Below are 13,127 nucleotides of genomic sequence, written 5' to 3' on the forward strand. Positions count from 1 at the left end.
ACGCTTCTTACTCCGGATGGTTTCGCGTCCTCTCCCCTTTAGGGGGCGGGGGCAAAATCAATCGCTCAGCATCCGTTGGCAGAATGGTGTTGAAATTCCCCCAAAAGCGCTCATCCAACTTTCCGGTCTGCTTCGGCAGGTTTTCGGTAGTGGTCAGCACTTCCGTTTCTTTAACGGTCTGACCGTTGGATTTGGCGTATTCACCGGTACCAAAATGCAAGTCAATGACGGCCGTCATCGGTGGATTCGTAGCAACCGAAAACTGCGTTTCCAGCACCAGTCGCGCGTCCTGCAAAAACCACTTGCCATTCAACTGACGGTATTGGCTATGGCTGTAAATCCGCTTTACTTCTTTTTTTGAACGACCGGTGAGGTTCTCAAAAACCGCTTTCAGGTTGGTCTTCAACACCTCCCCTGCGGCTTCGGGCGTAAATTCATACGCAATCCGGACAATAGCCCGGCTGGCCGTATCGATCAACACCTCGCCTTTCCGGGCCGCCCGAACGCGCCGACCCGCCACCGGGGCAAACGCCAGCCGGTAAGCCGGGCGGTTGTCGCAGCCGGTCAGGACAGAATCCAGCCGGAATTCGTAATCGTTCAGGTTGTCACCGTCCCAGTATTCCGGCGGCCCCAGGTCCATGCTCCGTGTTACAATGGCGGCTCCGTTCGGAAACGCGTAGCCTTCCAACGCTTTCGGCAGCGGATTCCGTTCAGCCTGCCGCCCTTTCACCAGCTTTGCTTTTTCCGGCAATTCGGTTTGCACGCTGGGTAGTTTTTCCACTTTCAGGATCGCTTCCCGCACGTTCCAGCAAGCGGTATCGGTCGAAAGGACCTCGCGGTAAAAACCGGTCAACACGGTGGGTGTCGCCTGAAAATTGGTACGAATGGCCTTCAGCGCCGAAAAAACCAGTAACCGCCCGTCGGTCTGCTTCCGGAACGAAACAGCCAGTGGGGTCCCAACCACAGGTTCCAGCCTGATGACAACAGAATCGACCGGTTTCAGGTTTCGGAGGGGCAGAACGGAATTCTGGTAGTCTGCCGCCGAAATGACGCCCTCCTTCTGCGAATCGATTTTAGGGTAGTTCAGCAAAAACCGCCCTTCCTGATTCGCCAGGGTTCCCCAGGCTTTGCCACTGACGCTGACATAGGCAAACCCGACCGGTTTTCCCGTCGATTGGTCTACGACCTGCCCCTTCACCTGCTGATAGCCCTGGCCGAATGAGCCTTGTATCCCCGTCAACAGGAGGTAAAAAAAGCTTACAAACCGCTTCATCCGGTAAATGGTAAAGAACTTAAAGCCGGGTTTACGGGGTCAGAACGGAACTGGTTCAGTTTTCAAAAATACAAAATCCGACCCGTTTTTCCCCCAAAACTGGCCGTAAACATAAGGCAAGTTTTCGATTGCCTGTACAAAAAATAACAATAGTTTTTCCAAGTAACGACCTACTTTCGATCAGTTACACCCGGCGATTCCACAGACCGGAAACGGGTCGATGGGTGCGCCGTCCAAAAATGCCGGATTATCCGTATGTTTGAAGCCGAAAGACTTCTTCTAATTTCTCATGAAAAAAACAGGATGGCTTGGCGGCTTTTTGCTGCTCTCACTGGCTACGCAGGCACAAAATCCGCTCACCCCCGAACAACTCTGGAAATGGGGCCGGGTGTCGGGACTGGGCATTTCCAAAGACAAGAAATCGGTTATCTATTCCGTCAGTACACCGAACGCGGAGGAAAACAAAAGTGCGCGAAAAACCTACACAATACCGCTAAGCGGGGGCTCGGCAACCGAAATTCCGAACGCCGACAGCTTGCTGGTCAACTCAAAAATTTCGTCCGACGGCAAGTTTATCCTTAGCAGTGAGGCTGTAAAACTGGAAGACATTGCCAGCACCGACAAATATCCCGATCTGAAAAAATCGAATGCGTACGTCTACACCTCGCTGAATTACCGCCATTGGGATACGTGGGAAGACGGCAAATACGACCACGTTTTCGTGGCTCCGCTGGTGAATGGAAAAGCCGGAGCGGGCAAGGACATTATGCCGGGCGAAAAATTCGATTGCCCGCAAAAACCGTTCGGTGGCGACGAGGATTATATCTGGAATCCCGACGGTAAACACATCGTCTATGTGACCAAGAAGAAAACTGGTACGGATTACGCGATCAGCACCAATACGGATTTGTTCGAATACGATATCACAACGGGAACGACAAAAAATCTGACCGAAGAAAACAAAGGCTACGACTTCAATCCTGAATACAACGCCAAAGGGCAACTGGCCTGGCTGCAAATGAAACGCGACGGCTACGAAGCCGACAAACAGGATTTGATCGTCTGGAACGGCGTCACCAAAATGAACCTGACCGGCCAACGGGACGATCTTCATGTTCAGGGGTTTAAATGGAGCCAGGACGGTTCTGCGCTTTTCTTCACGGCGCCCATCGACGGCACGATTCAGTTGTTCAAAGTGACGTATCCGGGGCTCACGAAAATGATGCCGATCATTACGCAGCTTACCAAAGGCGATTTCGACGTCACCGGCATCGTCGGGCAAGCGGCCAATACCCTCGTCGTTTCCCGCACCGACATGAACCACCCGGCCGAATTGTTCACGGTCGATCTGGCGAACGGCGCGATGACGCAGCTCACCCACGTGAACGATGCTGTGCTGAAAACCACCGGAATCTGCAAAACCGAACGCCGTTTTGTGACGACCACCGACAACAAAAAGATGCTGGTGTGGGTCATTTATCCGCCCGGTTTCGAAGCCTCTAAAAAATACCCCACGCTGCTCTATTGCCAGGGCGGTCCGCAGTCGGCTTTGACGCAGATGTATTCATACCGCTGGAATTTTCAGTTGATGGCATCGCAGGGGTACATCGTCGTGGCCCCGAACCGCCGGGGTATGCCGGGCCACGGCACCCAGTGGAACGAGCAGGTCAGCAAAGACTGGGGCGGGCAGGTGATCCGGGATTATCTGAGCGCCATCGATGCGGTTTCCAAAGAACCGTATGTGGACAAAAACCGCCTGGGGTGCGTCGGTCCGAGTTTTGGCGGCTACTCGGTTTTTGCGCTGGCGGGGGCTCACAACAAGCGGTTTAAGTCCTTCATTTCGCACGACGGTGTCTTCGATTTCAAGAGCATGTATGGCACCACCGAAGAGCTGTTTTTTGTCAACTGGGATTTTGGCGGATCGTACTGGGACAAAAAGAACGCAGCCGCCCAGCGGACTTACAGCCAGTCGCCGAGCAACTTCGTGGACCGCTGGGACACGCCGATTTTCATCATTCAGGGTGGCCGCGACTACCGCGTTCCGATCGAGCAGGGTTTACAGGCTTTCCAGGCGGCCCAGTTGCGGGGCATTAAAAGCAAATTGCTGTATCTGCCCGACGAAAACCACTGGGTGCTGAGTGCGCAGAACGCGCTGGTGTGGCAACGGGAGTTTTTTTCGTGGCTGACGGAGACGCTGAAGTAAAACCGCTCAATCCATATTCCCTTTGACTTTCAAACCGCTGGGAACGCGGGTCGGCACGGTTTTGTCGAAATTGTCGTCGTTGAGTGTATTCAGGAATTCGACAATGCTGGAAATATCCTTGAATTTCAGGTTCAATTCGTAAACCAGCGGGTCCATTTGTCCGGCGGTTACGTGCGGGTTTTCGATTTTGCCTCCCGCAATATCTTCGTAAAACATCAACACCTGATCCAGCGTCTGGAACTTGCCGCTGTGCATATACGGCGCCGTGAACCGGAGGTTGCGCAGCGAGGGCGTCCGAAACGCGTAGTCATTGTTGATGCCCGTATCCGATTCTTTCCGGTTTTGTGTGTCGGGAACGCCAAGGGTGTGGAGTTTAAAATCGGACAGCATCGGGCCATTGTGGCATTTGGCACAGCCGGTTTTCAGAAACAGATTCAGCCCATCTTTTTCGCTCAGCGAGAGCGCGTTGCTGTCACCCCGCATATACTGATCGAAGCGGGAGTTGTTGGCCACCAGCGTTCGTTCGTAGGCGGCAATCGCTTTCGCCAGATTTTTGGCGTGAACCGGATCGGTTTCGCCCGAAAATGCTTCGGAAAACAGGGTCTGGTATTCAGGAATTCGGAGGATTCGGGCGATAATTTCGTCCAGAACCGCTTCTTCCGCGAACGAATGGCCGCGCATTTCTTCCAGCGTTGTGATGGGCAGCAAGGCTTGTTCTTCCAGGCTTTTGGCCCGCATATCCCAGAACATAGGAGCCAGCCGGGGATCATAGTCCCCGTGGTTTTGAATTCCGTTAAAGGCGGTATTCAGAACGGATTGGGAGTTGCGTTTGACAAACGGAATGGTGTTCGGAAGCCGGAACTGCCGTTTGCTGTCGCTGCCGGTTCCATTAACACCAATGGACGTTTCCAGAAATTCGGCGTAGTTGAATTCGGGCTGGTGGCAGGTGGCGCAGGCAACATCCCGGTTGCCGGACAAAACCGGGTCGTAAAACAGAAACCGCCCCAGCTCGACTTTTTTCGCATTCGTCGGGTTGTCCGGTGGATCAATAACCGATTCCGGCAAAGCTCCCAACACGGCGATGGATTCCGAGATTTTCTTTTCCCGCTTCTGATCCGCATCCTGATTACGGCCACAGGAGGTCATAACAAGAAGCAGAACACTCAGAATCGGCGCGGAAAATTCATTAAAAAAAGAGCACCTCATTGGCAATTCATACGGGTATTCACACCTGACTAAAGCCGCCGGTCTTCAGAATTTACTACTTCAATGGCCGATTTTTCATCGCGCTTTCGCCTAATCCTGATCTAAGCTTTCGAAACGAAAAGCCGATTGGCAAAGAAATGCTACCTTGAATAAGGTAAATAATTAAACTACATATATTTCTATTTTATATAATTTCAAATCACGTTTTATAAAAAATCAGTCTACAATTTATTACAAATCATATATATTTATTTTTAACAAATAAATTCCACTATATTCACTATATTTTTTAGGTTAATGATTTTTTAAAGCTTAGACTTTTTGGGTTTAAGCTTTATTTTTTATATGTATATAAATGTATTCATAAAATCTTTTTATAAAGGAAATTTAAAATAAAAAAAGGCAAATCTTACTAAGAAGATTTGCCTTTTAAAAAAAATTCAATATTGCTAATTTACTACGTTCAATCGGTAAGCAAAGGGGGAGCTGTAAAAGGCCCCGCCGGTAATATTAACACCGGTGTTGCTGGCCGTATACGATTTTCCGTTCGTCAATTTCATTACAGCCGTTATGTCAAACCGATCACCGGCTGTAATGTCCGTTAAGGCCAGTTTTGTAGCGGCCAATGCTTCGGCTCCCGTTACGGAAATGGTGGCTCGCGGATACCCCGTCTTGGCATCTTTCGCAAAGGCCGAAGCAGCAATGGACTTCAGGACGACCGCCGTCGTGGTTTTGGTCCCGTTGGCCGGGGTCGCGTCCACAAACGCAATGGACAAATCGTAGGAAGCAAACAAAGCACCCTGATTCGGAGTGACTGCTTCCGCCACAATCTCCATTTTGGTGCCGCTCATGTTGGCTTTGCTGGCACTAAACGTCGCGTTGGTAACGGGATAGGGCGTCACCGTTCGGACATACCCGCCCTGTTCCATGCTGGGTTCATCGATCCGATCAATTACGTCTGTTTCACAGGCCATTGCGAACAGCCCTAAAAACAGAAAGACCATGTATTTTTTCATCTATGTTGTGTTTTTGAATGAATGATCAAAGCTCTTTTGTACGATTATTGGGTTTATTTTAGCATCCCGGCCGGGTTGTTATCCCAAAAAACGGAAGTGGTTACGTTGGCCTTCTGCACCGCTTTGGCATTCCGGGTGATGTAGGAAGCCGGATAATAGTACGAGCGGGGAAAACCGCCCGGACTGGGGTCGAGTGCCGGTTGCTGATTGGACGGTTTGCCCGTCCGGCGATACAGGTTGTAGCTTTCGATGCCGTTTCCGTGCAAGGCCAGCCAGTATTCCGTTCCGATCACGTTCAGCTTTTGGGTGGTGGTCGTGGCGGCATCGTAGTCGGCCAGGACTTTAGTGACGTACTTCGTCACTTCCGTAGCCCAGACCGTGCCGCTTGCTGCTTCGAAGGTGGCGATTTTGCCGGCTTCGTTGGTGCCCAGCGCCAGGGTGCGCACGTCCGCCATCGATTTTTCAATCGCCGATTTCAGCAGGTCTTTCGCCACGCCGGTTGTGCCTAAGGTCAGCGCCGACTCGGCCAGCATGAAGTCCACAAAAGACCGCATCAGGATGGGATGAATGCCCGCTCCGCCCCCACCGGCTCCCAGCGAAACCGGGACACCCGCGTCGTTGTCGAAGGAACCACCTGCCGGATAAACGCCCCAGGCCGTCCGCAGCAATCCATCGGGCGGAATACCCTCGTTGCTCAGGTGATCGCGGCCCCAGTAGCCCACCGTCGACGGCAGACAGAACACATCCGAGTCTGAATAATGCGCGGGTTTTGAGTTATTTACACACCGCAAGGCATTGACATCCGTCGGATTCTTGATCGTCTGGCGGTAGAAGTAATACCGAATGCGCGGATCCGGAAAACCTTTGGATGAATACAGCGTTCCCATGTACGAATTCGACTGGTAATCACCGCCCCCGGTCGACGAATACTGCCCTCCGTAGCGGGGATGGCGGGTGTCCGGATTGGTCAGGTTGGAACCGAATTTGAACGCAAAATTCTGCGTCGCCGTCGAAATCAGTTTCCCCCCGGCAATCAGTGCATTGATGGCCGTGGTTGAACCGGCAGCGTCGGTCAACCGCATATTGAGGTAGATTTTCAATTTCAGCGTGTTGGCAACCCGCGTCCAGCTATCGGCATTCCCGGCATACAACAAGTCATTGGTCGCTCCGGCTTTGGAGGTAGCAGCAAAGTTCTTGATGGCTTCGTCCAGTTCTGTCAGCGCCGATTTGTAGATGGTGGCTCCCGCATCGACACCCGGATTGAAGTTGGTCGGGTCGATCGCTTCCGTGTAGGGCACATCCCCAAACGCATCCACCAGATTGATCAGAACGGAGGCCCGCAATGTCCGGGCAATGCCGGCATGAACGAACAATTCCGCCTTTTCGGCCAGGGGAATGATGGTTTTCACATCCGTCAGAATGGCCGCGTAGGCCGTAGTCCAGGCACCGTCGAAGTTACCCGGCGAAACCGCATTGTCATAAATGGCCGACCCCTGGTTGAGCATCCGGGTCAGTCGCATGCCCGGATCACTCAGCGAGTTGAAGTGACCGGCATAGCTCAGCTCGATTTGATTGAGCAGGTAGTTGATGTCGGTATTACTGGTCGTTACCGCGTTCGGATTATCCAATAAATCCAGTTTGCAGGAATTCAGTACGACCAGACACAACACCAACAAGGTTGTGCTTATTTTCTTGATCATCGGTTGATTGATTTATTTTTTGAATGAATGATGAAGCACTCAACGTGCGTCATTCAGCGTCTGTAGCCGGTTTTTGGATTAGAAAGTCAGCCGCAACGTTCCACCGAGCCGTTTGGAACTCGGTCCCGTCAGAAATTCGAAGCCCATGCCGTTGCCAACGCCCAACCCCAGGTTATCGGTGTCGAAGTTGAGTCCTTTCGGAATGTGGATCGCTCTGTACCACAGGTTGTTCCCCGTCAGCGAAACGGAGATTCCTTTGAAAAACGTCTTGCCCAGCAGTTTCTTGGGTAACTGGTACGACAGCGATACTTCCTGCAAACGGATGGTAGAACCGTCGTAAATCCGGCCTTCATCCCCGAAGAAATAGTAGTTGTTAAAGTAAAAATCCGACGCCGTGATCTGAATGTCGTTCGGAGTTCCGTCGGCCAGTTTGACGCCCGGAATCACGAGTGTTTGCGCCCGGTCGAACCCGGTTTCCAGACCAATGTCGGTGGTCATCCCCCGACCCAGCAACGCACCCGCCGTGGAGGCATACATGGCTCCGCCGTGCCGGTACGACATCATCACGTTGAGCGATAAGCCTTTAAAACTAAATTCGTTGATGAGGCTGCTCGTAAAAGCCGGGTTGGGATCGCCCAGGACAATCGGCGAGGTAGTCGCCAGCAAATACCCACCGGCATCGATCAGGTACTGTCCCTGGTCGTTCCGACGGAAACCGGTGCCTTTGATAACGTTAAAAGGCTGACCCACAACGGCATAATTACCCAGCGTTCCGCCAAAACCGGCCACCTGAACTTCCTGTAACGTACCGCCCAGATCGAGCACTTTGGGCCGGTTGCGTGAGAAGACGCCCGTTACGCCCCAGGAGAAATCGCCCACTTTGACGGGCGTCGCCGACAGGCTGATTTCGATGCCTTCGTTCCGGATTTTTCCGATGTTGATCGTTGTGGCGGTATAGCCCGTCGATGCATCCAGGGGTGTACTGGTGATCAGATTCCGGGTGTTGCGCTGATACGCCGTAACGTCAAAATTGAGGGCGTTGTTGAATAGCCGCCCTTCGATGCCCAACTCCACTTCGGTGTGCAACTCAGGTTTCAGGTTGGCATTGCCGAGTCCGTTGTCGACCGAGTGGGTCTGCACCGTTGCCCCGGAGGAGGTCAGCCAGGCTCTGGCGTTCTGATTCAGCACGTTGCGGGTGCTATACGGGTTGGGAAAACCGGCAGAGGTTCCGACGCCCGCCCGCACTTTCAGGAAGTTGACCAGGTTGCTGGATTGCAAGCCTTTAAAAGCCGAGGTCGGCACGAACGAGACGCTGGCGGAGGGATAAAAAATCCGGCGGTTTGGGGTTTCCACGGTCGAGGTCCAGTCGTTCCGGCCGGCCAGGTTCAGGAACAAAAAGTCCTTGATATCGGCGGTTATCTCACCAAAAATCCCGATCCGGGTTTGTTCGGTCATACCATCCGCAGCTACGTTGTCGATGAAGTTGTTGTGGCGGAACAGATTTCGCGCCAACTGATTCTGGCTCGTCACGAAAAGGCCGTTCGTCACGTCATTCCGCATGTTACCACCAATCCGTCCCGACAAAACGACTCCGTCGTTGATCGATTTGTTGTAGGACAAAATCATGCTGTTATCCCAGATCGTATTCTGGATATCGAACGTATTATAAAAACCATTTACGAAATCAACGCCCCCCTTGTTGAACTTGTATTCCTGTTTTTCAGTGTAGGTATCCAACCCGACTTTGTAGACAAGGATCAGATCTTTCGCAATATCATAGTTAATAGAGGTGGTAGCAAAAAGCCGGTTCACAACGCCGGTTGTCTTGTAATTTTTCAAAATCCAACGGGGGTTGGGAATGTCATTTCCACTGCGGAAATAAACCGAACTGGCATCGACCGGATTCTCGTAAGGCCATCCCATCAAATCCACCTGACGCGGTGTATACATCACGTTGGCCAGCACGGACGGATATCCACCCAGCGAGTTGTTTCCGGTTCCGGCGTTGAGGGGGGGCGAATACTGATCGGTGCGGGCAAAGTTGAACGACGAAATGATGTTCACTTTCTTGCTCAACTGCGCGTTCAGGCCCAGGCCCAGGTTCAGCTTGGTCAGCCCGTTTTCCGGGATATAACCTTCCTCCTTGTTGTAACCGGCCGAGAGGTTGAAGCTCACTTTTTCGCCCCCGCCCGACACGTTCAGCGACGTATTGGAAATTTTGCCGGTGCGGAAAAAGTCCTTCACGTTGTTCGGATACACCTGCATCGCATAGGGGCTCACCGACGCAACATACGGAGCCATGGCCGCGCGCGTGGCCGCCACACTCAGGAAAGCGTAGGGATGCTGGGTCAGGGCTGTGTTGGTGTTCTGCGACGGATAGATGGCAGCTTCGGCCAGCGTGGGCCCCCAGTTGCTGAAGAAGTAACCCAGGTTTTGCTGAAAACCGCCGACGTAACTATTCTGGTAATCAGGAAGGTGGGCGGTGTTGGTAAAGAACGATTGCGTCAGACTCACCTGGGTTACCCGGGCCTTTCGGCTGCCATTTTTGGTCGTTACCAGAATCACCCCGTTTCGCCCCTGATCGCCGTAGGTAACGGTGGCCGCCAGCCCTTTCAACACGCTGATGTTTTCGATGTTGTTCGGGTCCAGGTCCAGAAACCGGCTGGAAGCAGACTGACCGCCCCCCGTAAAACCGCCCCGGGAGTTGGTGCTGGAGTTGAACGGAATCCCGTCGACCACAAACAGCGGCTGGGTGGAGCCCGTGATGGACGAATAGCCCCGGATCGTGATGTTGGTACCGGTTCCGGACACGCCCGAGGTGGCGGTGATGTTGACGCCCGGTATTTTGCCCTGCAAAACCCGCCCGACGTCGGCCTGGGGGCGGTCAGAAATCTGTTTGCTTTCTACGGTAGTGACGGCGTATCCCAGTGCTTTTTTCTCCCGGACAATGCCCTGAGCCGTTACGACGATTTCCTGCAACTGCCGGGCGTCCGATACCAGAACCACATCGACCGTCGAGCGGTTTCCGACCGGCACCTCCTGGGTAATCATGCCCACAAAACTGAAGACCAAAACCGGATTGCTGCCCGATACACTCAGGGAGTAGGCCCCGTTTCCGTCGGTATTGCCGCCGATGGTGGTTCCCTTGCTGACAACCGAAACGCCGGGGAGTGGCGTCCCGTCTTCGTCCGACCTGACGACCCCGCTGATCTTTCGATCCTGAGCCTGGGCGCATACCCAGGTCGTACAAGCCATTAACAGGCTTAACAATAAATGTTTTTTCATCATTAGTTATGGTTAAGATTAAGCGACTGTTAAAAACAAACGCCGTTAAATGTAAAAATTAAAAAAACATTAAAACAAGGAAGGCACGGTTTCCAAATCAAACTCGTCAATTTTGTACAAGTCTGTGCAAAATATGTATAAATACGATCGGTCGGCAACTATTAAATTTTGCAATTTCAGCAAAATGCAAAATAAAATCCAATAGACACACTTCTCCTGTTTTCCCGAATAAAGACAATTTTTTCGGGAATTAAGCAAACGAAAACAGCATGATAAGGATGGGACTTTGTGCTCGTATGTTTAAATCAATAAATGAATAAAAGCATTTGTTTTTTGCATTATTTCTGCTTTTATCGATTATAACGAGCGTACATTAATCTCATAACGATACAACATATGGGTATAAACAACCGCTATATGCAGTAATCCTCATGAGTTAATCAGGCAAAAAAGGGGTTTAGGAAAGCAGGATTGGACGCAGTTTCTCAGCATAAAAGACGCCAAAAGTCTCTTACTGGAAATCCCGTCAAAGTATTTAAGACATACCCATAGGTTAAGGGCATCGGTAGATTCCGGTTCGTCAGCAAATACGAACGGATTTGAAAAAGTGTTGCACTGGATTCACTAAAAGTAATAAAAAGGAAACAATTTGTCAAGATAGGGAAGACTACCCTGCGGCAGGAACGGGGCCAATGGGAGCAAAAACGGCAAAATAAGCCCAAAAAAAAGAGAGAAGCCCGAAAACCGGCTCCTCTCCCCTTCTGATATTCAGGCGCTTTCGCTTAAAATTCGGCACTCTTGGGTGTTCTGGGGAATGGAATGACATCGCGAATGTTGCTCATCCCGGTCACGAACAACACCAGCCGCTCGAAGCCCAGGCCGAAACCGGAGTGCGGAGCAGAACCAAACTGGCGGGTTTCGAGGAACCACCAGATCGTGGCCGGATCGATGCCGACCTCCTGAACCCGCGCCAGCAGTTTCTCGTAATCGTCTTCGCGTTGCGAACCGCCGATGATTTCACCGATGCCGGGAAAGAGCACGTCCATCGCCCGAACGGTTGGCCCCGGAGCCGCCGACGACTCTTCATCCTGTTTCATGTAGAACGACTTGATTTCGCGGGGATAGTTGGTCAGGATCACCGGTTTTTTAAAGTGCTTCTCGACCAGAAACCGTTCGTGTTCTGATTGCAAATCGATGCCCCAGCCGACCGGATACTGGAATTTCTTCTCTTTGTGCGGTTTCGACTGCAACAGAATGTCGATGGCTTCGGTGTAGGTCAGTCGCTGGAAATCGTTTTTTACCACAAAATCGAGCTTTTCGAGCAGCGGCATGGGGCTGCGTTCGGCCTGTGGTTTGGCTTTTTCTTCGTCGATCAGGCGGTTTTGCAAAAACGCCAGATCGTCGGCGCAATGTTCCAGGGCGTAGCCAATGACGGATTTTACAAAATCCTCGGCCAGATTCATGTTGTCTTCCAGTTCGTAGAACGCCATTTCCGGCTCAATCATCCAGAACTCGGCCAGGTGGCGCGTGGTGTTGGAGTTTTCGGCGCGGAAGGTCGGCCCAAACGTATAGATTTTTGACAGCGCCAACGCGCCCAGTTCGCCTTCAAGTTGCCCCGAAACCGTCAGGTTGGTTTCGCGCCCGAAAAAATCCTGCTTATAGTCAATAGCACCTTCGTCCGTCCGCGGCAGTTTGTCCAGATCCAGCGTCGTGACGCGGAACATTTCACCCGCCCCTTCGGCATCCGAAGCGGTGATGATGGGCGTATGGAGGTAGAAAAAACCGTTGTCGTTGAAGTACTGGTGAACGGCAAACGCCAGCGCGTGCCGGATGCGGAGCACGGCGGCAAACGTATTGGTGCGGGGGCGCAGGTGGGCAATTTCGCGCAGAAACTCCATCGAGTGTTTCTTGGGTTGCAACGGAAATTTGTCCGGGTCGGCGGGGCCGTAAATATGAATATCAGTTGCTTTTACTTCCACTTTCTGCCCCGAGCCCATCGACTCTACCAGCGTTCCGGTGATGGCGACACACGCGCCTGTGGTGACCAGCCGGATGATTTCTTCACTGAACTGCCCCGGTTCGGCTACCGCCTGGAGGTTGTGGATGGTCGAACCGTCGTTGATGGCGATAAAAATGGCATTTTTGCTTTCCCGCTTGGTTCGAACCCAGCCCTTGACGGTGATGGTGTGGCCGGTCGTTTCCGACGCGAGTAATTGTTTGACAGGTAGAAGACTCATTCTGAAAAGTAATAAGTTAGGACTTACGTCTGATAATTCTGTTGCACTTTTGCTTGTCGCCCCTAAATCCCCTAAAGGGGACTTGGACGCGTCAACAGCCGGATTCAGAAAGTCCCTTTTAGGGGATTTAGGGGCGACAAGTGAAAGACGGGGTAAAGTTACGCCATTCGGTGAAATATGAAGCGGTTGCTTCCAGAATGAAAAATC

At 52.1% G+C, this 13,127-nt stretch carries 7 protein-coding genes; 1 reads left to right on the plus strand and 6 read right to left on the minus strand.

Going from position 1 to position 13,127, the window contains the following annotated elements; all coding sequences use genetic code 11:
* Positions 1 to 7: 7 nt before the first annotated feature.
* Positions 8 to 1,273, minus strand: coding sequence for a hypothetical protein (locus ACO064_RS04720; RefSeq protein WP_421826244.1), 1,266 nt, complete (start codon positions 1,271 to 1,273; stop codon positions 8 to 10).
* Between the two features lie 289 nt (positions 1,274 to 1,562).
* Between ACO064_RS04720 and ACO064_RS04725 the strand changes: the two genes are divergently transcribed.
* Entirely contained in the window at positions 1,563 to 3,476 is a 1,914-nt protein-coding gene (locus ACO064_RS04725; protein ID WP_421826245.1) for a S9 family peptidase, read from the plus strand.
* Positions 3,477 to 3,482: 6 nt separating this feature from the next.
* Here the strand turns inward: ACO064_RS04725 and ACO064_RS04730 are convergent, their stop codons facing one another.
* From ACO064_RS04730 to asnS, 5 genes are all read right to left on the minus strand, one after another.
* Positions 3,483 to 4,682: a cytochrome-c peroxidase gene (locus ACO064_RS04730; RefSeq protein ID WP_421826246.1), complete on the minus strand. Its 1,200-nt coding sequence runs from the start codon at positions 4,680 to 4,682 to the stop codon at positions 3,483 to 3,485.
* A gap of 449 nt (positions 4,683 to 5,131) precedes the next feature.
* A complete protein-coding gene (locus ACO064_RS04735; RefSeq protein WP_421826247.1) occupies positions 5,132 to 5,698 on the minus strand; it encodes a hypothetical protein in 567 nt (188 codons plus the stop codon).
* A 53-nt stretch (positions 5,699 to 5,751) separates the two neighbouring features.
* On the minus strand, positions 5,752 to 7,398 hold the full coding sequence (locus tag ACO064_RS04740) for a SusD/RagB family nutrient-binding outer membrane lipoprotein (protein ID WP_421826248.1): 1,647 nt from the start codon (positions 7,396 to 7,398) through the stop codon (positions 5,752 to 5,754).
* 78 nt (positions 7,399 to 7,476) lie between these two features.
* Complete coding sequence (locus tag ACO064_RS04745) at positions 7,477 to 10,683, minus strand: SusC/RagA family TonB-linked outer membrane protein (protein ID WP_421826249.1); 3,207 nt, start codon at positions 10,681 to 10,683, stop codon at positions 7,477 to 7,479.
* Positions 10,684 to 11,465: 782 nt separating this feature from the next.
* Positions 11,466 to 12,920: an asparagine--tRNA ligase gene (gene asnS / locus ACO064_RS04750; protein ID WP_421826250.1), complete on the minus strand. Its 1,455-nt coding sequence runs from the start codon at positions 12,918 to 12,920 to the stop codon at positions 11,466 to 11,468.
* Positions 12,921 to 13,127 lie beyond the last annotated feature (207 nt).

The organism is Larkinella sp. (genome assembly GCF_965227735.1).
In the GTDB taxonomy this organism is placed as follows: domain Bacteria; phylum Bacteroidota; class Bacteroidia; order Cytophagales; family Spirosomataceae; genus Larkinella.

Excerpts from the sequence above, each read along its gene's own strand:
- ACO064_RS04720 (WP_421826244.1), bottom strand. The coding sequence starts at position 1,273 with ATGAAGCGGTTTGTAAGCTTTTTTTACCTCCTGTTGACGGGGATACAA.
- ACO064_RS04740 (WP_421826248.1), bottom strand. The coding sequence starts at position 7,398 with ATGATCAAGAAAATAAGCACAACCTTGTTGGTGTTGTGTCTGGTCGTA.
- ACO064_RS04735 (WP_421826247.1), bottom strand. The coding sequence starts at position 5,698 with ATGAAAAAATACATGGTCTTTCTGTTTTTAGGGCTGTTCGCAATGGCC.
- ACO064_RS04745 (WP_421826249.1), bottom strand. The coding sequence starts at position 10,683 with ATGAAAAAACATTTATTGTTAAGCCTGTTAATGGCTTGTACGACCTGG.
- ACO064_RS04725 (WP_421826245.1), top strand. The coding sequence starts at position 1,563 with ATGAAAAAAACAGGATGGCTTGGCGGCTTTTTGCTGCTCTCACTGGCT.
- ACO064_RS04730 (WP_421826246.1), bottom strand. The coding sequence starts at position 4,682 with ATGAGGTGCTCTTTTTTTAATGAATTTTCCGCGCCGATTCTGAGTGTT.
- asnS (WP_421826250.1), bottom strand. The coding sequence starts at position 12,920 with ATGAGTCTTCTACCTGTCAAACAATTACTCGCGTCGGAAACGACCGGC.